Origin of the sequence: Roseobacter sp. SK209-2-6 (assembly GCF_000169455.1) — a bacterium.
GTDB lineage: Bacteria > Pseudomonadota > Alphaproteobacteria > Rhodobacterales > Rhodobacteraceae > Pseudophaeobacter.
Map to the genome: position 1 here is coordinate 1 of NZ_AAYC01000008.1, position 24,696 is coordinate 24,696.

21 protein-coding genes are annotated in these 24,696 nt (G+C 56.2%); 4 read left to right on the forward strand and 17 right to left on the reverse strand.

All coding sequences use genetic code 11. The features are described from left to right. Window position 1 precedes the first annotated feature (1 nt). Window positions 2-1,483 carry a D-alanyl-D-alanine carboxypeptidase family protein gene (locus RSK20926_RS12890; RefSeq protein ID WP_008207310.1) on the forward strand — a complete coding sequence of 494 codons (1,482 nt, stop codon included), beginning with the start codon at window positions 2-4 and terminating at the stop codon, window positions 1,481-1,483. 121 nt (window positions 1,484-1,604) lie between these two features. Here RSK20926_RS12890 and ccoS read toward each other — a convergent pair whose 3' ends face one another. The 10 genes from ccoS to ccoN form a co-directional block, all read right to left on the reverse strand. Then, a complete protein-coding gene (gene ccoS / locus RSK20926_RS12895) occupies window positions 1,605-1,763 on the reverse strand; it encodes a cbb3-type cytochrome oxidase assembly protein CcoS (RefSeq protein WP_008207312.1) in 159 nt (52 codons plus the stop codon). Window positions 1,764-1,793: 30 nt separating this feature from the next. After that, complete coding sequence (locus tag RSK20926_RS12900) at window positions 1,794-3,971, reverse strand: heavy metal translocating P-type ATPase (RefSeq protein WP_008207314.1); 2,178 nt, start codon at window positions 3,969-3,971, stop codon at window positions 1,794-1,796. Window positions 3,972-3,978: 7 nt separating this feature from the next. Further along, entirely contained in the window at window positions 3,979-4,443 is a 465-nt protein-coding gene (locus tag RSK20926_RS12905; RefSeq protein ID WP_008207315.1) for a FixH family protein, read from the reverse strand. 2 nt (window positions 4,444-4,445) lie between these two features. Continuing rightward, window positions 4,446-5,885, reverse strand: a complete 1,440-nt coding sequence (ccoG, locus tag RSK20926_RS12910; RefSeq protein WP_037255110.1) for a cytochrome c oxidase accessory protein CcoG — start codon at window positions 5,883-5,885, stop codon at window positions 4,446-4,448. Window positions 5,886-6,126: 241 nt separating this feature from the next. Then, on the reverse strand, window positions 6,127-6,990 hold the full coding sequence (locus tag RSK20926_RS12915) for a LysR family transcriptional regulator (protein ID WP_037255112.1): 864 nt from the start codon (window positions 6,988-6,990) through the stop codon (window positions 6,127-6,129). Window positions 6,991-7,606: 616 nt separating this feature from the next. Next, complete coding sequence (locus RSK20926_RS12920; RefSeq protein ID WP_008207320.1) at window positions 7,607-8,539, reverse strand: carbohydrate kinase family protein; 933 nt, start codon at window positions 8,537-8,539, stop codon at window positions 7,607-7,609. Between the two features lie 162 nt (window positions 8,540-8,701). Further along, window positions 8,702-9,571, reverse strand: a complete 870-nt coding sequence (ccoP, locus tag RSK20926_RS12925; protein WP_008207321.1) for a cytochrome-c oxidase, cbb3-type subunit III — start codon at window positions 9,569-9,571, stop codon at window positions 8,702-8,704. Beyond that, a complete protein-coding gene (locus RSK20926_RS12930; RefSeq protein ID WP_008207322.1) occupies window positions 9,568-9,780 on the reverse strand; it encodes a CcoQ/FixQ family Cbb3-type cytochrome c oxidase assembly chaperone in 213 nt (70 codons plus the stop codon). Before RSK20926_RS12930 ends, ccoP begins: the two co-directional genes overlap by 4 nt. A gap of 12 nt (window positions 9,781-9,792) precedes the next feature. Beyond that, window positions 9,793-10,521, reverse strand: a complete 729-nt coding sequence (gene ccoO / locus RSK20926_RS12935) for a cytochrome-c oxidase, cbb3-type subunit II (RefSeq protein ID WP_008207323.1) — start codon at window positions 10,519-10,521, stop codon at window positions 9,793-9,795. Between the two features lie 14 nt (window positions 10,522-10,535). After that, window positions 10,536-12,146: a cytochrome-c oxidase, cbb3-type subunit I gene (gene ccoN, locus RSK20926_RS12940; protein WP_008207324.1), complete on the reverse strand. Its 1,611-nt coding sequence runs from the start codon at window positions 12,144-12,146 to the stop codon at window positions 10,536-10,538. Window positions 12,147-12,352: 206 nt separating this feature from the next. Between ccoN and RSK20926_RS12945 the strand changes: the two genes are divergently transcribed. Then, complete coding sequence (locus tag RSK20926_RS12945; RefSeq protein ID WP_008207325.1) at window positions 12,353-13,192, forward strand: universal stress protein; 840 nt, start codon at window positions 12,353-12,355, stop codon at window positions 13,190-13,192. 317 nt (window positions 13,193-13,509) lie between these two features. Here RSK20926_RS12945 and glyA read toward each other — a convergent pair whose 3' ends face one another. Further along, entirely contained in the window at window positions 13,510-14,841 is a 1,332-nt protein-coding gene (gene glyA, locus RSK20926_RS12950; RefSeq protein ID WP_037255114.1) for a serine hydroxymethyltransferase, read from the reverse strand. Window positions 14,842-14,953: 112 nt separating this feature from the next. On the opposite strand from glyA, the gene RSK20926_RS12955 reads away from it, so the two are divergent. Next, complete coding sequence (locus tag RSK20926_RS12955) at window positions 14,954-15,841, forward strand: LysR substrate-binding domain-containing protein (RefSeq protein ID WP_008207328.1); 888 nt, start codon at window positions 14,954-14,956, stop codon at window positions 15,839-15,841. Window positions 15,842-15,967: 126 nt separating this feature from the next. Here the strand turns inward: RSK20926_RS12955 and fnrL are convergent, their stop codons facing one another. Beyond that, entirely contained in the window at window positions 15,968-16,708 is a 741-nt protein-coding gene (fnrL, locus tag RSK20926_RS12960) for a transcriptional regulator FnrL (RefSeq protein WP_008207329.1), read from the reverse strand. A gap of 62 nt (window positions 16,709-16,770) precedes the next feature. Between fnrL and hemN the strand changes: the two genes are divergently transcribed. Beyond that, window positions 16,771-18,135, forward strand: a complete 1,365-nt coding sequence (gene hemN / locus RSK20926_RS12965; protein ID WP_008207330.1) for an oxygen-independent coproporphyrinogen III oxidase — start codon at window positions 16,771-16,773, stop codon at window positions 18,133-18,135. Between the two features lie 43 nt (window positions 18,136-18,178). On the opposite strand, the gene RSK20926_RS12970 is transcribed toward hemN, so the two are convergent. The 5 genes from RSK20926_RS12970 to RSK20926_RS12990 form a co-directional block, all read right to left on the reverse strand. Continuing rightward, the gene (locus RSK20926_RS12970) at window positions 18,179-19,759 is read right to left on the reverse strand and encodes an ABC transporter ATP-binding protein (RefSeq protein WP_008207331.1); all 1,581 of its coding nucleotides are present in this window, start codon (window positions 19,757-19,759) and stop codon (window positions 18,179-18,181) included. Then, window positions 19,756-20,862: an ABC transporter permease gene (locus RSK20926_RS12975; RefSeq protein ID WP_008207332.1), complete on the reverse strand. Its 1,107-nt coding sequence runs from the start codon at window positions 20,860-20,862 to the stop codon at window positions 19,756-19,758. The genes RSK20926_RS12970 and RSK20926_RS12975 overlap by 4 nt, the downstream gene beginning before the upstream one ends. Window positions 20,863-20,865: 3 nt before the next feature. Then, complete coding sequence (locus tag RSK20926_RS12980) at window positions 20,866-21,954, reverse strand: microcin C ABC transporter permease YejB (protein ID WP_008207333.1); 1,089 nt, start codon at window positions 21,952-21,954, stop codon at window positions 20,866-20,868. Window positions 21,955-21,963: 9 nt separating this feature from the next. Beyond that, on the reverse strand, window positions 21,964-23,904 hold the full coding sequence (locus RSK20926_RS12985; RefSeq protein ID WP_008207334.1) for an extracellular solute-binding protein: 1,941 nt from the start codon (window positions 23,902-23,904) through the stop codon (window positions 21,964-21,966). Between the two features lie 210 nt (window positions 23,905-24,114). Then, complete coding sequence (locus RSK20926_RS12990) at window positions 24,115-24,618, reverse strand: c-type cytochrome (protein WP_008207336.1); 504 nt, start codon at window positions 24,616-24,618, stop codon at window positions 24,115-24,117. Window positions 24,619-24,696 lie beyond the last annotated feature (78 nt).

Genomic DNA, 24,696 nt, shown 5'->3' on the forward strand with positions numbered 1-24,696 from the left:
TCTGGCAGCTCCCTATGCGGCCATGGTTTTAGACGCGCGAACAGGTGAGGTGCTGCATTCACGCAATGCAGATACGCGGTTGCACCCCGCCTCGCTCACCAAAATGATGACGCTCTATATTGCCTTTGAGGCAATCCGAAACGGTGAGATCTCTCTCGATACCAAGGTGCGCATCAGCAAAAACGCGGCGGCAGAACCCCCGTCCAAGCTTGGCCTGCGCTCAGGCCAACGGATCGCTCTGCGTTATCTGATTCGAGCTGCGGCGGTGAAATCGGCCAATGATGCGGCCACCGCAATCGGTGAGGCCCTTTCAGGCTCAGAGGCCGCCTTTGCCCGCCGCATGACCCGGACAGCCAAGGCCCTAGGCATGTCGCGCACCAGTTTCAAAAATGCCCATGGCCTGACCGAGTCGGGGCATATGTCGACCGCACGGGATATGACGACCCTGGGGCGGCATATTCTGTACGACTACCCAGAGTATTATAATCTGTTCTCCCGCAAGACAGCGGATGCAGGTGTCAAAACCGTACCCAATACCAATCGCCGCCTTCTGGCTGCCTATAAAGGCGCGGACGGGATCAAAACCGGCTACACTCGTGCGGCCGGTTTCAACCTCGTTGCCTCGGCCAAGCGGGGCAATGAACGTATCATTGCAACGGTTTTTGGTGGTAAATCTTCTACCTCGCGCAATGCGAAGGTTGCTGAACTCCTGGATCTCGGTTTCCGCCGCGCGCCCTCTCGGGCGAAGCTGCGCAAACCTGGTCGCCCGGCCTATCAAGGCAATCAGGGTCTGGGAACACTTGTGGCAAGTGCCGGAGCTGAAGGCAACGGTGCAGGTAAGACCATTCGCGTGAACGGCCTGGTGAAAACCAGCCTTCGCCCCAAACTCCGCCCCAATACCGAAGACCAGCCTGTCTTGCTGGCCGAAGCTTCTGAAACACCAGAACAAAGCCCCGCCGCAATTGCCGAAGCTGCGCCCGCAGCACCGGCGGTGCAACAACAGATCCTGCAGGCCAGCATCAATACAGCCATTGCCGAAGCCCTTGTGCAACCCGCATCTGTACAATCCGCATCTGTGCAGACAGGCCCTGATGCTCGCACACAGGATCGCGACGCTTCACCGCTTGTCGCTTCTGCAGCACCCTACAGAGGGCTGCGCCCACAGGCCCGCCCTGTGAAACTGGCCAATGCTGTGCCGACATCGGAGCCCGCCCCCGTAGTTGTGACCCGCCTGTCCACCTCTGGCGGGCGGTACTGGGGTATCAATGTCGGACGCTACACCAGCCGCTACAAAGCAGAGAAGGTGCTCCTGCGAACCGCCTTGGCGGAGATGGAAACCCTGGATGGATCCCTGCGCAAGGTTGCGGAATCGCGACAGGGGTATGACGCCAACTTCCTGGGCATGACCAAGGAAGGCGCGGATCTCGCCTGCCGCAGGTTGCGGGCACGTAACATCGCTTGCGATACGCTGGGGCCATCCTAAGACACTATGGAACAACCGGCAGACAGGCTTACCTCGCCCCTGCCAACAAAGAAAGGCCCCTGTCCCAGGGGCCTTTTTGCTGTGAGCAACCACTTGGCGCAAGCAACGCTCTCAGATCCTGTCAGGGTTTGGGGCGATCATCCCAATCATCGCTAAGAATGCGCCGGGAATCCCCCTCTGGGTCCTCATATTGATTTGACCGCAGCGTATAGACAAACCCCGCCAGCGCTGCACCACCAAGGAGCAGAGAAATCGGTATGAGATAGGCAAGGACACTCATGGTTTATGCTCTTTCCTGCTGAAACAGACGTCAGCGCAGACGCAGGGCGTTCAGGGATACGGTGATGGAAGAGGTAGACATTGCCAATGCCGCAATCAAGGGCGTTGCCAGCCCCGCAATAGCCAGCGGCACAGCAATGACATTGTAAAGCGTTGCAATGCGGAAGTTTTCCCGGATGCGTTTGATCGCTTTCTGCGCAACGGTGCAGGCTTCTGCAATTGGACTCAGGTCCTGGCCGAGCAAGACGATATCAGAGGCAACACGCGCGGCATCAAGCGCTGAAGCTGGCGAGATCGACACATGCGCCGAGGCCAGAGCCGCGGTATCGTTCAACCCATCCCCAACCATCAGGACCTTTCGCCCCTCTTCCGCCAGGCGGGCTATTCTTTGTGATTTATCCTCAGGCAGCGCCTCTGCCACCCATTTGCGGATCTCTAGTCGCGCGGCGAGCTCCTCTACCGCCCCCATGGCATCTCCGGAAATCAGCAGCACTTCTTTGCCTGCGTCATGCAGCGCTGCCACCGCCTCCGCAGCACCAGGGCGCAAGTTGTCCGCAAAATAAAAGGCCTGCGCTTCACCCGTTCCCGTCTCTAACCAAGCGGCGGTTTGGCTGCCCTGCTTGGCCCCCAGCCAGCTGGCCCGACCCAAACGCACTGTCCGGCCCTTATAGCGCCCTTCGGTTCCAAAACCCGGATGCTCCCGCAGATCTGTGACCTCAGCGGGCTGTAGCCCAGCCTCCCGCGCTGCTGCGCATAGCGCCTTGGAGAGCGGATGCGCGGACCCTTCAGCCAGGGCAAAAGCGATTTCCAGATCCCGTCGGGTGAAATCTTCGAGGTTTTCCAACTGCGGAGTGCCTGTTGTCAGGGTTCCGGTCTTATCAAAAACCACCGTATCCACTTCGGCCAAACGTTCCAGCGCGGTTGCGTGTTTGATCAGCATTCCCCGCTTGAACAACCTCCCCGAGGCAGCGGTGGTCACCGCAGGAACTGCCAGCCCCAGTGCACAGGGGCAGGTGATGATCAACACCGCCGCCGCAATATTCAGCGCCATGCGAATGTCAAAAGTGTAGAGATACCACCCAAGGAAGGCCAAAGCAGAGAGGATATGCACCCCTGGTGCATAGAGCTTGGCCGCACTATCCGCCAAAGATGTATAGCGCGAGCGACCGGATTCCGCGATCGCCACCAGATCCGTCATGCGATGCAGCGAAGTATCTTCGCCAACGGCTTCTGCACGAATGACAAGCGGGCCGGTCAAGTTCACCTCTCCCGCAGAAACCTGGTGCCCAGCCTCAGCAAAAATCGGCAGGGTTTCCCCGGTCAGCAAAGAGCGATCGAGTTCCGATTGCCCTTTTGCGACCTCTCCATCAATTGGCATGCGACCACCCGGACGCACCAGGATCAGATCACCAATTCGCAGATCGGAAACAGCAACTTCTACCTCCTGCCCAGCCTCCAGGCGAATGGCGCGGGGCACTTCCAGCGCAGCGAGTTCTTCCGCTGCGGAGCGCGCAACCGCACGGGTGCGAAAATCCAGATAACGGCCCGCCAGTAGAAAGAAGGTCAGTGTCAGCGCCGCATCGAAATAGGCATGTTTCCCAGAGAGCATCGTCTCCCACAAAGAGGTCACCAAGGCCAGCACTAGGGCCAGCACAATCGGGACATCCATGTTCAGGCGCCCAACCCGCAAGGCGGTCCAGGCGCTTTTGAAAAACGGTTGCCCAGCAAAAATCACCGCCGGGAAAGCAATCGCCGCAGAGATCCAGTGGAACATGTCACGAGTGGCATCAGATGCCCCGGACCAAACGGATATGGACAGGAGCATGACATTCATCGACGCGAAAAAGGCCACGGCCAATCGCATCAACAACTCCCGCCCTTGACGGTCGCTGTTGGTATCGCTCAGCGCAGCCAGATCCAGTTCATGCGCTTCAAAGCCATTTGCTTCCAGCACCGGGATCAGATCCGTGGCCTTCAGGTCGGGATCTGCTTCGATCATGGCCCGTTTCAGGGTCAGATTCACCCGCGCTGACTGCACGCCGGGCTGCGCATTCAGCACCCGCTCAACACCGGAGATGCAGGCCTGACAATGGATCTGCGGCAAAGAAAGCGCCAGTCGCGCCTCTTGTGGCACCGCCTCGACCGGGCCTTCCGGTGCCGCGACACAGCCAGGGCAAACTGCCATCGAAGGACGCATCTGCGCGGTCATTGGTGGGTCATCCCTTTACGTGCAAGATCACCCGTTGAGTGAACTCGATCCCATTTTCGGCGCGGGCAACAAGCCGCAGGTTCCAATTACCTGGCCCCAGAATGGCTGGCGCCACATAGGCTTGGCCATCAAATCGGAAATCCGGCTCCTGGTCATCTTTGACATGCGTTGCCCGACCCAGGGTGGCGCTGAGCTTGGCAACCTCAACTGGATTGCCATTCTGGTCAGAGATTTCCAATTTCACCTGATCTTCCTGAGCTGAAGCATAGATCGACCAACCAAGCGACTCCTGCGCCGAGCGTCGCGCATCAAACTCCTGACTGGCAACATAGGAGTTCTTCACCTCAAGCCCCGGAAAGGTACTGACGGCATTCACAGCCAGGGTGATATTCACCGAAATGATCACCGCAAAAGCCGCGGCAAAGATCAAAAACACATGGAGCCCGGTCAGTTTACGCGGTTCTTTTGCCATGATCAGTTCCCCCGTCCATTGAATGTCGTGTCCTTATAGGCGCGCTCACCATTGCTGAGGTCTTCAACCCAGATCCGCACTGGTGTGGCCTCAGCTGCAGAGGCCGCCGCCGCCTTTGGCGTCACGATATAGACCTTCTGAAGATAGGCTGCATCGGCAGGTACCTCAACCGAGTCATAGGACGTCCCTTCCAGCTGGATCCGCATCGCTGGATCACCTTTGACCGAGAGTTTGAAGGGCCGTGCTTCACCATGTTTGTTGCGCAGACGGACCTCATAGGTATTGCGGATAGAGCCATCGGAGAGCGTCACAAAGGTCGGGTTGCGAACCGGAGCCACGGTCAGATCAATGTCCGCCCGGATAAAGAGCGCAAACAGAAGCCCCAGACCAACAAAGCTCCAGAGGCTGGTATAGAGGATCGTGCGGGGGCGCAGAATATGTTTCCAGATGTTCTTTGGAGGCTCCCCTGCCCGCTCACGGGTTTCATCGGAGAGCGCCATATAGTCGATCAGACCACGCGGTTTGCCGATCTTCTCCATGATGTCATCACAGGCATCGATGCAAAGGGCGCAGGTGATGCATTCCAGTTGCTGGCCATCGCGAATATCAATCCCCACGGGGCAGACATTGACGCAGGCCATGCAGTCGATGCAGTCGCCCTTTGGCTCTGCCCCGGCTTCTTGCTGCTTCTTATTCAGCTTGCCACGGGGTTCTCCCCGCCAGTCCCGATACCCTACGACCAGGGTGTCTTCATCCATCATTGCGGCCTGAATACGGGGCCAGGGGCAAGCGTAGATACAGATTTGTTCCCGCGCAAAGCCACCAAAGAAAAAGGTGGTGGCTGTCAGGATCAGCATTGTGGAATAGGCAACCGGATGCGCTTGACCGGTGACTAGATCCACCAGGAGCGTAGGTGCATCAGCAAAATAGAAGACCCAAGCGCCGCCTGTCGCCAGGCCGATCAAGAACCAGGCGGTCCATTTGGTCAGTCGCAGCCGCGCCTTGCGAAAATCCATCTTCTTCTGGCGATGCAGCCGCAGACGGGCATTGCGATCCCCCTCGATCCAGCGCTCCACCAGAATATAGAGATCCGTCCAAACCGTCTGCGGGCAGGCATAGCCACACCAGACACGCCCCAGGGCCGAGGTAAACAGAAAAAGGCCAAGACCCGCCATGATCAGCAAACCGGCAACAAAGTAAAACTCATGTGGCCAGATCTCGATCCAGAAAAAATAGAACCGACGGTTCGCCAGATCCAGCAAGACGGCCTGATCCGGCAAAGAGGGACCGCGGTCCCAACGAATCCATGGCGTCAGGTAATAAATACCAAGCGTGATCGCCATGATGTACCATTTCAGGTTTCGGAACACGCCCGATACTCGTCTTGGAAAAATAGGTTCCCTAGCGGCGTATAGGCTGGGGGCGGGATTGGAATCACTCACGGACTCACTCCACTGGAATTCTTATCTTGTGCAGTTTCTTTCAAATGCAGGCGCTGCGCTCTTTGACGTGGATCAATAAAGAGTATCAGATAAGCATCTTTTACCAAATCGCGTGAGAGCTTTGCCTAATCGTCCTCTTAGAGCAAATCACAGGCAAGCGGCAGGGTTCTCCCTTCTGAGAGGCTGAGGCATGCCGTCGCGGATGTCCCTTCAGCTATTTTTCGCAATATAAATCAAAGATCTATTGTTTTCTTAGCCAGGAAATAAACCGTCTCGCTTCGGGGCGCTGCACACCAGGCCGGGTCACGATATGATAGCCGCGCCCATCCTGCTCTGTAAAAAGCTCGACCAACCGTCCCAACCGCAGATCTTCCTTCACGAATTCGCGAACGCTGACAGCAACCCCCTGCCCTGCTCTGACCGCTTCCAGCAAGAGATTGCCCGGCAGGGTCACTCTGGCGCCCCTTTGGGCCTGGGTCACGCCTCGCGAACGCAACCAAAATGCAGCCTCGGTTGTGCCAAGCTCTTCTAGCCAGGGAAAATCCAGCAGCTCCTCAGGGGCATGCACGCGGCGGTCCGCAAGCAAATCCGGCGCCGCTATCACTACCATCGGGGAGGACAGAAACAATTCCGACTGTAGCCCAGGCCAGTTTCCGCCCCCATATCGCAGCGCCAAATCAATGCCGCCGGGTTTCAGCTCTGATACCGTTCCGACCGGATCCACAACCAAATCAATATCTGCATATTCCTGTTGAAACCCCGCTAGACGCGGCATTAGCCAGTGGGCTGCAAAAGTCGGCGTGCAGGTTATATGCAAGGGGCGGCTGGAACCTGCTCTGGACAATTCCTGAACTGCGGTTTCGATGGCCCCAAACCCCAGTTGCAACGCGCGGGCCAAATGGTGCCCAGCCGCTGTCAGCTCCAATGCACGCCCACCACGATCCAGCAGCTCAACCCCCAAATGCGCTTCTAGGGCACGCAATTGCTGACTGACCGCCGCATGACTGACATTCAACGAAGCCCCGGCCTTCGCCAAACTTCCAGTTTCCGCATAGGCACAAAACGCCCTAAGCGTGGAGAGTGATGGTAGGTCCAGCCAGTTCATATGTAACCTCAGCTTACATGATGATTATTTTCCTGACTCGCATGAAACACCCTATTCGTACAAGTTTTAAAGGCACCAAGATGAGAAGGAGTAAAGAAAGTGTTAGTTGATATCTACGCCAGATCTTTCACAATCGCGACCCGCCAAGACTGTGTTCATTTGCGGGAGCTTCCCCCAGTTGAACCTGCGGCCACCTCTCGCAAGGGCATTTGGAAGCCCCTAGCGGCTCTCTCTGTTTGGCTCAAAGGAACAGGCAGACAGACCCGCTGTGTCAAACCGCAAGAGATTTGAGGGGCTGCGACACCCCTGCGGGGGCCAGAGATTTAACAATGGAGGGGGTATGCGTCGGCTTTCCAGGAAACGCGCGAACAGATCGAAAAGCCGACGCTAGATCCCCTTCAGCCTGCACGTTGGCTTTGGGGAACCGATGCTGGCAATTCTGAAATCCCATGGGAGGGTAGAGCAGCTCGCCAGCATGTCTCTTATGTTGAACCCAATTAAGCAGATACCACGGCATCTGAACTTGACCCTAATCAAGTTGCGCAAAAATAATTTCCGTCTTGCACATTTTTCCCGGCCAGCCCCAGCCCAAAGAGACCGGGAAGCCTTTTTGAGCCTACCCCAGCTCTGCCCGTCGGGGTGGGTTTGCCCCGGCCCGAGAAACCGTAATGCTTGCCACTTGAACTGCAAATGTCAGTGCCCGCTGCAAGTGCTCATCGGAGAGCAATGCCACTTTCTCTTTGTTGAGAAGATCTTGGTCGTTCAGGTAGGTCAGGAAACCAGCATTAAAGCTGTCCCCCGCTCCAACCGTATCTGAAACAACCACTTTGCGCCCAGGTACAACAATAGGTGGGCCATCCGGCCGCAGAGCCATAACCCCGCGCGCGCCTTTGGTCTGCAAAACTAGGCGCGGCCCGAGGTCAAAGAGCCCCTTCAGCTTGTCCTGTGTCTCCCGAGAGTCTGATGGGAAGAAATGCTCCATATCCTCTTCCGAGAGTTTCACGACATCGCTGAGCCTGACCATACGCTCAAGCCTTTGACGATAGGCCTCTTCATCCTCGGCAAAACCGGGCCTGATATTCAGATCCAACATCACTAGATGCTGATCCGCGACCTTTTCCGCATAGCTGCATAAGGTGGTTGCAAAGGGACCGTTGCAGAGACTGATCCCCCCAAACAAAAGACCCAGGGTTTCTTTCGGCACCAGCGGCATATCGGCAAGAGTGATCTCCCGCATGGCGGAACCGTGGTCATAAAAGCGGTAGCTGGCGTCCCCATCCTGCAGGCTGACATAGGCAAGCGTGGTTGCGCGATCGCTGACGATTGCCAGACCCGTTTCCACTGCGCTCGCTGTGAGCTCATGGTGCAGCTGCCTGCCGAACTGGTCTTCTGACAATCCGGAAACAAGGGCCACTGGTGCTCCAAGCCGACCCAAGGCAATTGCAGAGTTGAAGGCAGCGCCCCCACACAGGGGACGGAAACAGGGATCTCCCTGTTCTGTGACAGCTGGCAACATATCGATCAGCGCTTCACCACAGCACAAGATCATCTTTGGCACTCCACCGGAATGAAAACTCTGGGCCCAGAGCTACCGCAAAGCACAATTTACCACCAGAGGCGAAACACAGATCCACCCATGCTATCCATAGCACCAAAGAAAAAGGCCGCTCTGAACGAACGGCCTTTTCAATTTCTTCACCAGAAAGGGAGGTTACTCACCACCGCCAAGCTGATGCACATAGGTGGTTACTGCACGCACCTGCGCTTCGGTCAGGCGGTTATTCCACGAAGGCATAACCCCGTAGCGTGAGTTGTTCACGGTCTCCATCAAAGTGGCGTAGTCGCCACCATAGAGCCACAGCGCATCTGCAAGGTTCGGCGCACCCTGGCTGCGATCACCGGTGCCGTCATCCATATGGCAAGAGGCACAGTTGTCCGCGTAGATCTCCGCGCCGGCTTCCACTTTGGATGCGTCCTGCGCGTCGCCAGAGAGGGACATGACATAGTTCACAACCTGATCGATCTCTTCTTTTTCCAAAAGCTCATCGCGGCCAAAGGCGGGCATCTCGGAATAGCGCGCTTCGTCGCTCTCCTCGTTGCGGATCCCGTGGCTGATGGTCATGTGGATGTCCTCAACTGAACCACCCCAGAGCCAATCATCGTCCAGAAGGTTCGGATAGCCCTTGGCACCATTGGCACCAGAACCATGGCATTGCGCACACCAGGTCTTAAAGACCGCGGCACCAGAGGAAGCCGCATAGCTGCCCAGTTCCGGATCTGTTGCGATGGAAGCCAGCTCCACCTCTTCTAGCTTGGTGTTCATCGGTGCATTGGCTTCTTCCACCGCAGCGATTTCAGCCGCAACATCTGCACGTGTCGACCACCCCAGCACCCCGGCTGTGGCACTATTCACCAATGGCCATGCCGGATAGGCAATGGTGTAGATCACCGCCCAGATGATGGTGGCATAGAAGGTCCAGAGCCACCAACGCGGCATCGGATTGTCAAACTCTTCGATCCCATCCCAGCTGTGGCCGGTGGTGTTTGGATCGTCGTCGAACTTTTTGACGGGCTTGCTCATGTCCGCGCCTCCTTCTTAGCGGCGGGTGTCGCCTCTGCCTCAGCCGGAGCCGGAGCATCTACGTGGCGAAAGGGAATGCTGGCGGTATCTTCGTAGACCTTGGTGCTGCCTGGGCGGAACGCCCAGAACACAATGCCCATGAAAAAAGTGAACAGGAACAAAAGCATCCAGCTGTCTGCAAATTCCCGTAAGAGGGTATAGATTTCCATTCCATTTCCTCCTTAGCGGCTTGCGTCAGGGGTAAAGGTTGAGAAATCAACCAATGTGCCGAGCATCTGCAGATAGGCCACCATAGCGTCCATTTCGGAGACACCGGGCTTGCCGTCAAAGTTCCGCACGCTGACATTTTCGCCATAGCGTTCCAGCAGACCATCATAGTCGCTGTCCGGATCAGCCTGAGCACGGAAATCCGCCTGAGCATTGGTCACCATCTCATCGCTATAGGGCACGCCCACCAGCGCATTCGCTGCCATGATGTCACCGATGTATTTGCCATCGATCATCTTCTGCTCGAGGAAGCCATATTTTGGCATCACAGATTCCGGCACAACGGATTGCGGATCACGCAGGTGGTCGACATGCCACTCATCCGAGTAGCGACCGCCAACGCGGGCCAGATCAGGTCCGGTGCGTTTGGAGCCCCACTGGAAGGGGTGGTCATACATCGATTCCGCTGCCAGCGAGTAGTGGCCATAACGCTCGACCTCGTCGCGCATCGGGCGGATCATCTGGCTGTGGCAGACATAGCAGCCTTCGCGCAGATAGACCTCCCGGCCTGCCATCTCCAGCGGGGTGTAAGGGCGCATGCCCTCCACCTTTTCGATGGTGTTCTCCAGGTAGAACAGCGGAGCGATCTGAACCAAACCACCAATTGTCACCACCAGGAAACTGCAGATCAGCAGGAGGGTCGCATTGGTCTCGAGGATCTTATGTTTATCGAGAATTGCCATTTGTCCGGCCCTCCTTATTCAGCCGGGACCTGGACCGTAAGGCTCGACTCTTTGGCCGGAGCTCTACGGACGGTCATCCACAGATTGTAGCACATGATGATGGAACCGGTGAGGAACATTACCCCGCCCAGACCACGCACGATGTTCATTGGCTTCTTTGCAGCTACGGTGTCTGCAAAAGAGTTCACCAGGAAGCCATTGGCATCCACTTCACGCCACATCAGGCCTTCCATGATGCCGGTCACCCACATCGATGCCGCATAGAGAATGATGCCGATGGTGGCGAGCCAGAAGTGCCAGGAAACCAGGCTGAGGCTATAGAGGCGCTCACGTTTCCACAGCACCGGCACTAGGAAGTACAGAGCACCAAAGGTGATCATCCCGTTCCAACCCAAAGCACCGGAATGCACGTGGCCAATGGTCCAGTCGGTGTAATGCGACAGCGAGTTCACAGCGCGGATCGACATCATCGGACCTTCAAAGGTGGACATGCCGTAGAAACCGATCGAGATCACCATCATGCGGATCACCGGGTCGGTACGCAGCTTGTCCCAGGCGCCCGAGAGCGTCATCAGACCATTGATCATGCCGCCCCAGCTGGGCATCCACAGCACAACCGAGAACACCATGCCAAGGGTCGAAGCCCAGTCAGGCAGCGCGGTGTAGTGCAGGTGGTGCGGACCGGCCCAAATATACAGGAAGATCAGCGCCCAGAAGTGGATGATCGACAGCTTGTAAGAGAAGACAGGACGCTCGGCCTGCTTTGGCACAAAGTAATACATCATGCCGAGGAAGCCTGCGGTCAGGAAGAAGCCCACTGCATTGTGGCCATACCACCACTGAACCATAGCATCCTGCACGCCAGACCAGACGATCACGGATTTGGAACCCCAGATCGAAACGGGAATGGTCAGGTTGTTCACAACATGCAGCATCGCAACGGTGACGATGAAGCCCAGGTAGAACCAGTTGGCCACGTAGATATGCGGCTCTTTGCGCTTGATGATGGTACCGAGATAGACCGCCAGATAGGCCACCCAAACGATGGTCAGCCACAGGTCAACATACCATTCTGGTTCCGCGTATTCTTTTGATTGGGTGCCACCCAGCAGATAGCCGGTTGCGGCCAACACGATGAATAGCTGATAGCCCCAGAATACAAACCAGGCCAGGTTACCGCCCCAGAGGCGTGCAGCTGATGTCCGCTGCACCACGTAGAAAGAGGTTGCCAGCAGCGCGTTGCCTCCAAAGGCAAAAATCACCGCCGAAGTGTGCAATGGACGGAGGCGGCCGAAATTGGCAAGACCCTGCGCCCACTCAAAATTCAATGCCGGGAAAGCCAATTGAAAAGCGATAAAAGTGCCCGCAAGAAAACCAACAACACCCCAAAAGGCGGTGGCAATCACACCAGCACGAATAACACTGTCAAAATACTCACCCTGCAGGCTGCCAGTGGCCACCTGCGGCTCGCCTGTGCGGCGCAGTGTATAAAGGAAGAGGCCACCAGCAACGAGCATAACGATCACCGCATGCACCTGGTAAGCCAGATCCCGCGCGTAATTGGTCCCGATCATCGCAAACAGCGTGACCAAACCAAGCGCTATCAGCTTGATAAAATTAGACATCTTGCGTCCCTTTGCCTTGTCCCCCGCGATTCTTAACGCCGCGTGGAATCCATTTAGACTGTGCGCTTGATGCAAAACATGTGCTGCGGATGCATTGATCTGCATCAAGACAATTGCCTCTAGTCTGTGACACACCACAAAGCAGAGGTCTTCTTCAACCACTACTGTGACAGATAGACTGAAATTACTCCACCATGAGGTGAACCATGACGTATAAATCCATACTGACCGTGCTGACCTCCGAAGCGACAGCAAATGCGCCTCTGGCCCAGAGTGCAGCTCTAGCAACTAGCTTTGAAGGCCACGCAGAGGCCCTGTGCCTGGGCGTGGATCGCACTCAGACTGGGTACTATTACGCCGGGGCCAATGCCCTGGTTTTACAGGAAACAATGAGCCGCGCCAAAGACGACGCAGCAAAACTGCAGAATTTGGCCGAAGAGACTCTCAAGAAAACTGGATGCAGATATTCAACCGATGCGGGAATTGCGCAGATCGCCGACATGGGGCGCCATGTCGCAAGGCTTTCACGCTTTTCCGATCTCGTGGTGTTGGGAAAACCCTATGGGGAAGGTGTCGGTGTTGAAGCAGAGCCGGTGGTCGAAGCAGCTCTCTTTGAAGGGCGCGCGCCGGTACTCGTCACCCCCGAGGAAAATCAACTGAAAGGTAAGCCAAAAACCGTTCTTGTTGCCTGGAATGAGAGTATTGAGGCGATGACGGCCATTCGCAGAGCCCTTCCCTTGTTGATCACCGCTGATCTAGTGCGCATCGTGGTGATTGATCCTCCGCAGCACGGCCCCGAACGCTCCGACCCTGGTGGCATGCTCGCCCAGATGCTGGCTCGTCATGGCGTGAAATGTGAGATTGATGTTCTAAGCAAAACGCTTCCACGGGTTTCGGACCTTCTGATCCGCCATACAACGGATACAAATGCAGACCTCATCGTTATGGGCGCCTACGGCCATTCCCGTTTTCGGGAAGCAATCCTGGGCGGTGCCACCCGCAACATGCTGGAGAAAGCCACGGTTCCGGTATTGATGGCTCACTAAAGATGAGCCACCTCGCACTGTTGGTATGCCTTTGATCGTATCGAGTTTTTTTTGGATTGGGCCAAATTCTCGATTACGTCCCGTCAAACACTTGATCTTGGCAATCTATTAGTAGGGGCTTTGTTCTACCATAGGGTGTGCCTGGGTGGATTCTGACACCTCAACTCAACCTCTGGCGCAGGGCTGACTGCTCTGGCCTTGCTCCTCGTCAGAGTTTTCCCGAGCCGACCCCGGTTCTGCGCGTCGTATTTACGCGCAGAACCACCCCCCCCCCTTTTTCTTTCACGCCGCCCTGGTCTTATCCAAAGCGCCTGGGCTCACTTACGCACATAGTGGAAGCCTTGGAACTCTGCCCGCAGTGCTGCGGTGCGTTTGGCAACATCTTGCAGTGCATTCCCCTTCAGACCATCGGCGATAAGCCCAGCCAAAACCGGTGCATGTTCTGGGGTCACACCGCGCCGCACCAGTTCCGGCGTGCCAATCCGAAGCCCGTTCATGTCACCTGACACAGGATCAATCGGCAGGCCGATTCCACAGGCCAGAAACCCTGCCTGACGCAGGCGCTTGGACGCTGCTTGACCTCCGCCAAAGCACGCAGCTTCAAGCGCAAACTGATGAGATGCCGTCGCTTGCCCTCCCGCTTTGAAAATAGGCAGCCCCTGCTTTTCCAACTCATCTGCCAGCGCTATTGCCAGCTCAATCATCGCCCTGGTGTAATCAGCCCCATATTCCAGCCAATCCAGCATCGTCAGAGCCAGAGCCGCAGACTTGGCGGCATCGAAATTGGCCGTCATTCCCGGAAAGGCAATTTTGTCCAACCGCTCAGCAATCTCTGCCTCATTTGTCACGATCAAACCGCCAGCGGGTCCGCCTAGACTTTTGTAGGTGCTCATGGTCATCAGATGCGCGCCCTCAGCCAGAGGGTTGGCCCAGGCGCCCCCGGCGATCACACCGCATTGATGAGCCGCGTCAAACAGCACCTTGGCGCCCACCTCATCTGCGATGGCACGGACCTCGGCAACCGGATGGGGGAGCACATTCAGGCTACCGCCAATTGTGATCAGCTTAGGCTGCAGTTTATGCGCCAGAGCCCGCAAGGCTTCCAGGTCCACCGAGTAGCCATCTGCATTCACCGGTGCAGGATGGGTTTCCAATCCATAGAGCCCGGCACAGCCTTCCCCATGATGGGTCACATGCCCTCCTATCGCTGCCGGTGGCGCGATTATGCAATCGCCGGGCTTGGTGAGCGCCATGAACCCATAGAGATTGGCCATTGCCCCTGAAGCCACCCGGATTTCTGCAAAGCCTGCACCAAAGACCTGAGCAGAGAGCTCTGCCGCCATGACCTCAATCTCTTCGATCGCCTCGAGCCCCATCTCATATTTGTCACCAGGGTAGCCAAGCGAAGGGCGGCTACCCAATCCGCGGGCCAGAATAGCCTCGGCTGCGGGGTTCATGACATTGGTTGCAGGGTTGAGGTTAAAGCACTGGTGGTCGTGAATTTGGGTATTCTCTTGCACCAGGGCTTCAATGCGGGCAGCGGCCTGCGCAGCCTCCATCTGAGCTGTCGCACGAGCAATCTGCTGTACGCGTGTTTCGCAAGGCTCGGGCACCCAAACACGCTGTTTCAGGTGAGCGGTTCTAGTCATGGTTTCATTCCCTTTCAGGCTTGGTCGGCTTCTCACCCCCAGATCATCTCAAGACAGGCTTGCCCGCAAATCAGTTTTCTGAAAAATTAGGGTCAGAAAAATTGAGCCTCATATGCCTGTATCCCCTCCCAGACCGCGCAACCTTTCCTTGACCGCGTTGCGCGCTTTCGAAGCCGCCGCCCGGTTGGGTGGTTTTGCTGCTGCGGGTCAGGAGCTGGGGGTGACACCCGGAGCAATCTCCGCCCAGATCAAATCCCTCGAGGAAGAGCTGGGTGCGCCCTTGTTCTTACGCGGGGTAAAGGGCGTTCAGCTGAGTGCCCTCGGGCAACGGGCCCTGCCTGGGTTCAGCCAGGTGTTTGATCAATTGGGTGAAGCGATCCAAATCCTGCGCGATGAAGCCCCGCCACGGATTGTGCATATCGCAACCCTGCCCGCCATTGCGCAATACTGGCTTTCCCCCCGGCTACCCAGGCTTCGTTCGGAAATGCCTGGAACAGAGATCTCGATAACGGCTCTGGAACACCCCCCAAACTTAAAGCGCACCCCCTATGACCTCTGCCTCTTCTTTCAAGAGGCGCCTACCTCTCAGCAAGTCTGCGCCGATGTCATCTTTCCCGTCTGTTCCCCTGATTTGGCAGGGGATCTGAAATCACCAAAGGACCTAGAAAGGATACCCTGCCTCAGCGACACAACTTGGGTGGATGATTGGCAGCATTGGTTGGACGCGACGGTTCCAGGCCAAAAAATCACTCCGCGCGGCCCTGTCTATTCGCTTTATGCGCTTGCTGTCGAAGAGGCCCTGAATGGTGCCGGGGTACTGATGGGCCATGAGGCCCTCTTGGCCCCACTCTTAGCGAGTGGTCGCCTCATCGCCCCCTTTGAAGCACGTGTTACCCTGCCCCGTGGCCTGTGCCTTTGGTCAATGCCCGGGCGCAGCCAGAATTCAGCCAGTCGGCATGTTGCAGATTGGCTAAGGGGTCAGGGCGAAGCACCCTCTTAGAGCGCGACAATGCTCACGCTAGCACCTTCTGAGACAGTGCTGCCCTATCCAAACCCATGAGAAATATCAGAAAAACAGGGCTCAACATCGCTGAACCCCAGAGCATTCGAAATGAAGGCTTTGGCCTTACATCAAAAAGCCACCGTCACTGTCATCCCCTGCCTCTTCCAGCAGGTTGCCCATATCCGGTACGGTAACGCGGCGCTTACCTTCTAGCGCGATGACACCGTCCTTTTTAAGCGCCGACATCTGACGGCTGACGGTTTCCAGGGTCAGACCGAGGTAATCCGCCATTGCTTCGCGAGTTAGAGGCAAATCAAAGGTCATTTCATTGACCGCGCCACCCGGCGTCAAAGAGGCATCACGGCGGGCGATAATGGCCAGCAGGCTTGCAATTTTCTCGCGTGCAGTCTTTCGCCCTAGCACAAGCATCCATTCCCGCGCGGCATCCAACTCATCCAGAGTCATTTCCAGCAAGCGATGCGCGATATGTGGTGTCGTCACCATCATCTCTTCGAAAGGTTTCTTACGGAAACAGCACATGACCAGATCGGTGGTTGCAACCACATTATAGGCAGCGCCATCGCGACCTGGGCGACCAACAAAATCGCTTGGCAGCAACAGACCAACCATTTGGGTGCGGCCATCTTCCATTGTCTGTGTCAGCGTTGCGATGCCAGAGACAACAGACCCCACGAAATTCATCTGATCGCCAGACCAGATAATCGGCTGCCCGGCTTCATAACTGCGGTAGTATTTGATCGAATCCAGCGCCGCGAGCTCATCCGATTCGCAGCGTGCGCATACAGCACGATGGCGGATTGGGCAGTCTGCACAGTTGATATGCGATATGGTCGGAGCGTTCATTACCTGCCTCGGCTTGATCCATGTCAAAGTGCTACAGCACCGGTCCTGCCTAGGTTACCCGGATGAGCCGGAAATCACAATTGGCGAAGCTTGGTTTGTTTACTGCCAAAGTGCCGCGCTATACGAGTTACCCCACTGTTCAACATTTCACGCCGAATGTTGATGCTACTCTCTACTCCAGCTGGTTGAAAGCAATCTCACCGGGGAGTCAGATCTCTCTCTATGTCCACATCCCATTCTGCCGCAAGCTGTGCTGGTTCTGTGCCTGTCGCACACAGGGAACCCAGAGCAATGAGCCCATTGAAGCCTATCTGGAGGTTTTGAAATCGGAAATCTCGCTCGTGGCCTCACAATTGCCGGAAGGGTTGGAAATCTCCAGGTTGCATTGGGGCGGTGGAACCCCCACCATTCTTTCGGCTGCGCAGATCCGGGACCTGGCGCAGAGATTTGCAGATCACTTGCCGCTTTCCCCCACCACGGAGTTCTCGGTTGAGGTCGACCCATGGGAAATTGACCAAGAACGCTGTGACGCGCTGCTTGAGGCCGGGATGACACGCGCCTCTATTGGAATACAGGATTTCAACGACCACATTCAGCAGGTGATTGGCAGGCAGCAGAGCTTTGAACAGACCAATGGGGCCGCCCGATTGCTCCGCGCGGCTGGGCTCCAAAAGCTCAATGCTGAAATCTTGTGTGGGTTGCCCTATCAAACCCAGCCAAGCATCACCGAAACCACGCAGCTTCTTTTGTCACTGACGCCAGACCGGGTGGCTGTGTCTGACTACATCCACCAGCCCGGTATGGCGCGACGCCAAAGCATGATCCCAACGGATTCGCTGCCAAAGCCCGAGGAAAAATTTGACCTGTTTGAAACCGCTGCCGCACTGCTGCGTTGGGACGGCTATGAAGCAATCGGGATCGACCATTTTGCACGGAGTGATGACTCCCTCACTCTAGCACGTAACACGGGACGATTGCGACGCGGGTTCCAGGGGTATTCCGCCGACCCCTCAGAGGTTCTGATCGGACTTGGCGCATCCGCTGTTTCACGCTTTCCGCAGGGCTATGCGCAAAATGAAGCGAGTACGGCCAAATACAGCGCTGCTATCAAGAAAGGTCGATTTGCCACCAGGGCCGGACATGCTTTTTGTGGCGAGGACGCGCTAAGGGCCAGGCTGATAGAGATGCTGTTGTGCCAGTTCGAGATTTCGCGGTCAGAAGCTTTAGATGAGTTTCCAGGTTGCCAGGCAATTCTTGATCCGCTGCTGAACCTGGCCTATCGCTCCTTTCCTGGGGCAATGGATCTAAGCAACACTCGCCTCTCTCTGACAGAACAGGCGCGTCCCTTGGTCAGAGTGATCGCACAGCAGATCTTTGACAGTTTCGCACAGGAGCAAAGCGCGCACAGCGACGCCCCCCGAGCCTAGCCCGCCTTTGCTGCTGCCATCAGTGCCGAGTGGCTAGAGAGGATCAGAGAGCTGCGGCCAGCAGATGGCGGGTATAGTCTTCCTTCGGAGCGTCAAAAATCTCCTGCGCGTTGCCGCTTTCTACGATGTCGCCTTGTTTCATCACAACAACCCGATGCGACATGGCACGCACCACGTTGAGGTCATGAGAGATAAAGAGATAGGCCAACCCATAACGTTCCTGCAGACCACGCAACAGTTCCACGATCTGCACCTGTACTGTCATATCCAGCGCTGAAGTTGGCTCATCCAAGACAACAAGTTTGGGGCGCAGAACCATGGCGCGCGCGATAGCGATGCGCTGACGCTGCCCACCAGAAAACTCATGCGGGTAGCGGTCCATGGCGGCAGGGTCCAATCCGACCTCCTCCATGACCTCCGCCACCAGCTCACGTGGGGGGCGGTCCTGATCCACATCATGTATGGCCAGTCCTTCAGAAATGATCTGCGCGCAGGTCATACGTGGACTGAGGGAGCCAAAGGGATCCTGGAAAACGATCTGCATATCCTTGCGCAGGCTGCGCAGATCCCTGGTCGACCACTGGCGCAGGTCTTGCCCCTGGAAACGAACCTCCCCCTCGGAGGCGATGAGCCGCATGATGGCCAGCGCCATGGTAGTCTTGCCCGATCCGCTTTCTCCGACGATGCCCAGGGTTTCACCGGCCCGCACATTGATAGAGCTGGGGTTGACTGCTTTGACATGACCTACCGTCCGCTTCAGCAGGCCTTTTTCGATCGGGAACCAGACCTTCAAGTCCTTTGTAGCCACCATCTCGGCAGCCTCATCCGCCACCGGTTCCGGCGCTCCCGAAGGTTCCGCCGCCAAAAGCTTTTGCGTATAGGCGTGCTGCGGATTGGCAAAGACCTCTGCCGCAGGGCCTTCCTCGACGATCTCACCGTTTTTCATCACACAAACGCGGTCGGCGATGCGTCGCACCACATTGAGGTCATGAGTGATGAACAATAGCCCCATGCCTTCGCTTTTCTTCAGGTCGGCCAATAGCTCCAGTATCTGCGCCTGAATGGTCACATCCAGTGCAGTGGTCGGCTCATCCGCGATCAGGATTTCCGGTTTGTTGGCTAAGGCCATGGCGATCATCACACGCTGTCGCTGCCCGCCCGAAAGCTGGTGCGGATAAGACCCCAATCGGGTTTCAGCATCGCGGATACCAACCTTGTCCAGGAGTTCAAGCACACGCGCCCGCGCTGCTGCACCCACCAATCCCTGATGCAGAGAGAGGGATTCCACCAGCTGCTTTTCGATCGTGTGCAGCGGATTGAGCGAGGTCATCGGTTCCTGGAAGATAAAACTGATGTCATTGCCGCGCACCTGCATCAGATGCTTCTCGGAAGCGCCTACCATCTCGGTCCCCGCATAGGTGACAGAACCTTCGACAATGGCGCTATCGCCTAAAAGCGAGACCGTCGACAGAGCTGAAACCGATTTTCCGGAGCCGCTTTCGCCAACCAGAGCCACGGTTTCGCCCCGATCCACGCTAAAGGAAACGCCCCTCACCGCCTGGGTAATCTCGCCGTCCTGACGGAATGAAACTCGCAGATTCTTAACTTCGAGCAGCGCGGTCATGAAAAGGTCTTCCTAGGGTCAAAGGCATCGCGGATGCCTTCAAAAATAAAGATCAGCAGCGAGAGCATCAGCGCAAAGGTGAAAAAGGCGGTGAAGGCTAGCCAGGGTGCATCCAGGTTCTGCTTGGCTTGCAGCGTCAGCTCCCCCAGCGAAGGCGCCGAGGAGGGCAATCCAAAGCCCAGAAAATCCAGGCTCGCCAGCGCGCTGATGGTGCCAGTGACGATAAAGGGCAGCATGGTCAGCGTCGCTACCATGGCGTTGGGCAGCATATGGCGGAACATGATGGTCATATTGCTCACCCCCAATGCCTTGGCGGCACGGACATACTCCAAATTGCGAGCCCGTAGGAACTCTGCCCGCACCACGCCAACCAAAGCGGTCCAACCAAAGATGATCATCAAAATTACCAGGAGCCAGAAACTGCGTCCCAGAATGGCAAACATGATGATGATCACATAAAGCGTCGGCGTTGAGGACCAAATCTCGATAAAGCGCTGAAAGGCTAGATCCAACCAGCCGCCAAAATAGCCCTGAACAGCGCCGGCCATGATACCAATCACCGTCGCCGCCCCCGTCACGATCAGGGTAAAGACGATAGACAGGCGGAAGCCATGGATCACCCGCGCCAGCACGTCCCGCTTGGTGTCATCCGTCCCCAACAGGTTCTGGCTATTGGGCGGCAGCGGCGCAGCACCCGGACGATCCACCGAGGTGTCATAGGAATAGGGAATAAGCGGCCAAAGGCTCCAGCCCTTCTCAAATCCATCAGCGGTGTAGGTCCCGGCGGCGATCTCTTCCAGAATCTCTTCTGGTTCATCAAAGCAGTCTTCGATGCCACCGGATTGGATCAGGCACTCCACCTCTGGATCGCGATAGATGGCTTCGGTTTGGAAATCCCCACCAAAGGCGGTCTCTGGGTAGAATTTGAACACAGGAGTGTAAATTTCACCGCGATAGCTCACCAGGATGGGTTTGTCATTGGCCAGAAACTCGGCAAAGATCGAGAGACCAAAAAGCACTGCAAAGATCCACATGGACCAATAGGCGCGCTTGTTGCGGCGGAAGTTGTTCCAACGGCGTTGGTTGAGCGGGGACAATGCCATAGCTCAGCCCTCCCTCTTGCCAAAGTCGATGCGGGGATCGACCAGCACATACATGATATCCGAGAGAATTCCGATCACCAGGCTCATCAAGCCAAAGATGAATAGCGTGCCAAAAATCACCGGATAATCTCGTGCAACAGCCGCTTCAAAGCCAAGCCGACCCAGCCCGTCGAGCGAAAAGATCGTCTCGATGATCAGGCTGCCGGAGAAGAAAATACTGATAAAGACCGCAGGAAATCCCGCAATCACAATCAGCATGGCATTGCGGAAGACATGCCCATACAGCACACGATGTTCGCTCAGGCCCTTGGCCCGCGCCGTAATCACATATTGCTTCTTGATCTCATCCAGAAAGGAGTTCTTGGTCAAAAGGGTCAATGTGGCAAAGGCCCCAATGGTCGAAGCAATGACCGGCAGCGCGATATGCCAGGCGTAGTCACCAATCTTCCCCATCAGGCTTAGGCTCTCCCAGTTATCAGAGGTGAGGCCCCGCAGCGGGAAGATCTGCCAATAGGAACCACCTGCAAACAAAACCAAGAGCATGATGGCAAAGAGGAAAGACGGGATGGCATAGGCCGCAATGATGACTCCACTGGTCCAGGTATCAAAGCGGCTACCATCCCGCAGGGCCTTGCGAATACCCATGGGGATTGAAATCATATAGGCGATCAAGGTCGACCAGAGGCCAAGCGAGATCGAGACTGGCATCTTCTCAAGCACCAGATCAGTCACATCGATTTTGCGAAAGTAGCTCTCGCCAAAATCAAACTGCAGGTAGTTCCAGATCATCAGGGCAAATCGCTCGAGCGGGGGCTTATCAAGACCAAACTGCTGTTTCAGCTCTTCGATCAATTCTGGTGGCAGGCCCTGACGGCCGGCATAGCTGTCGTTAGCCTCCAGGATTTCGTTTCCGCCCGCATCTCCACCGCCTCCGGCAAAACCTTCAAAAACATCGCCACTGCCCTGCAACTGGGCAATGACCTGTTCGACCGGACCGCCGGGTACAAATTGTACCAGGGCAAAGTTCACCACCATGATCCCAAAGAGCGTCGGAATCACCAGAAGCAGGCGTCTAAGGATATAGGCTGCCATGTCGCGACCCTAGCGCAGCACGCCAGCGGCCCTCAGCGCCGCTTCGCGCTCCACGTTCACCCACCAAAGGTCCAACAGACCGGTGGAATAAGGCGGCATTTTCTCTGGGTATTCATATTGCTTCCAATAGGCGATCCAGTTGACGTCCAAATACCAGGTTGGCACCATGAACCGTTTGGCGCGCAAGACACGGTCCAGAGCACGGGTATTCGCATAAAGCTCTTCCTGTGACTTGGCATCGACTATATTGGCAATCAGGGCATCCACTGCAGGATCCGCTAGGCCAGCCGGATTGAACACCGAGTAGAGATGCGCTTCGGACCCGAATTGCTGATAGAGACCCGTCGAAGGTTCCAGCGATTTTGGGTAGGAAAAGGAGACCATGTCAAAATCCTTTTCGCGACGGCGGCTGGTATATTGGGCATAGTCCACCCGGTTCAAGGTTGCGTCGATCCCCATCGCTCTGAGGTTCGCGACATAGGGTTGGACGATCCGTTCCAAGGTTGGTGTATCCAGCAAGAATTCCAGCGCCAGGACTTTACCCTCAGCATTGCGACGCAACCCGTCGTCACCCACACTCCAGCCTGCCTCATCCAATAGCTTCATGGCCCGACGCAGATTGCGCCGGTCCGTAGGGCGCTTGGCTTTGGAACTATGCGCCATCACCGGTTCTGACGTCAGAATGGAGGCGTCGATCTGATTGCCCAAGGCTTGCAGAACGTCCAGTTCCTGCCCTTCAGGTAAACCGGTGGCCGCCAGGGCAGTGTCTTGCCAAAAAGAACTACGATGACGGAACAGCCCGTATTGCAAGCTCTCATTGGTCCATTCGAAGTTGAAGGCAAGCTGCACCGCCTCGCGAACACGAATGTCCTGGAATTGGGGTCGCAGCAGATTCATCACAAAACCGCCAGCTGCCGGGACATTGCCATTTGGGATTTCATCCTTGATTACATTCCCGGTTGTCACCGCCTGAAACTCATAGGCTGTCGCCCAGCTCTTGGAGCTGTTTTCAGGCCGCAAGGTATAGATCCCAGCCTTGAACCCTTCCATCGCCGCAATGGCATCGCCAAAATACTCAACCCGGATTTTATCGTAGTTGTGGCGGCCGATGTTCACATTCACATCCTTGCCCCAGTAATCCGGGTTGCGCCGATATGTGATGCGCTGATTGATGTCGATTTCGTCCAGGATATAGGGACCCGAACCAATGCCCGGATCAAGACGCGGCTCATCCAGTCGGCGATTTTTCGGATCAGCTTCAAACCAGGCCTTTGAAAATACCGGTGTCCCGGAAACCTGACTGATCATCGCGCGACGGGGGAAATCTGGCGAGAAATGAAATTTGACCTGATGCGGGCCCAGAACCTCCGCCTGGGGGATTCGTTTGCGCACCGCCTCTGCATAGGACTTCAGCCCCTGATCCAGCAGAATATTGTGAGAGAACACAACATCTTCAGCCGTTACCGGAGAGCCATCAGAAAACCGTGCCTCAGGTCGCAGGTTGAAAACCACCCAGTCCTGATTTTCCGGATATTCCAGACTCTCGGCGATCAGCCCATAGTAAGATCCCGGTTCATCGTAGGATTCAATCATCAGACTTTCAAATTGCTCTGATGAGAGGGCACCGGCCCGGCCGTTGCGCGTATAGGGGTTCATGCTGTCGAATGTCCCGACAGCCGAGATCGAAAGCTCTCCACCTTTGGGCGCTTCAGGGTTCACATAGTCAAAATGTGCAAAATCCTGCGTATATTTCAACGCCCCAAACTCAGCAAAACCATGGCTTTTGATCAGCGCCTCATTCGATTTGGCAGGGAGCGCAAAAAGGGTAAGAAAAAAGCTAAAGAGAAGTAGCGTAGCAAGCTGACCAAACCGTAGCAGACCCTCAGGTTCTGCGGTTTTTGCGATGATGCGCGATGTGCTCTGCTCTTTTGGTATCGGGTTGCGTGCCATCTGCCATAACCTCCTTTTCCCGCCGCTTGTTGCTGCGGTTTCTCGTCTCAAAGCTAATGGGCCGGGGTGGTAAACTGCAAGTTCAGATTGAATGAACTTTCAGAGAGGGCCGGTTTTACGCTGTTTTTCTGGCGCAATTTAGCGGGGGAGCAGAAAAAAGGGCCTCAGCTTGCGCTGCGGCCCTCAATTTCTCTCTGACAGTCAGACGATTTAGTCGTCGAGGCTGTCCAGATATGCGATCAGGTTCACACGGTCTTTTTGCTTTTTCAGACCGGAGAAAGACATCGAAGTGCCAGAGGCATAGGCCGATGGCTTGGCGATGAAGGCATCCAGCTCTTCAGCGGTCCAGGAGCCATCACGACCTGCAAGAGCGCCGGAATAGCCAAAGCCATCTTCGGTGCCCTGGGTCCGTCCAACCACGTCATAAAGCGAAGGCCCGGTTGCGTTTACACCGTCCTCAAGCTTGTGGCACGCGGCACATTTCTTAAATACCTTTGCGCCTTTGGCAACATCGGCGGAGGCCATCAGCTCTTCAAAGCTGACTTCTTCGACTTCAGTCGCGGCCTCGGCGCTGGCGACTTCAATTACATAAGATTGCTCACCGTGCGCATCGGTGGAATAGAGCACATCCGCGGCCCAATGGCCCAGAAGAAACACAAGGAACGTGCTGCAGACGCCCGCAGTCGCCTTGGTTAGGGTCATAGTGTCAAACATGAATCGCGTGTCCGTTTTAGCTGTCTGGCGCTTGTCTAAGGCTTCCACTCCCAAGTGGCAAGGTATAGACATCGCGAC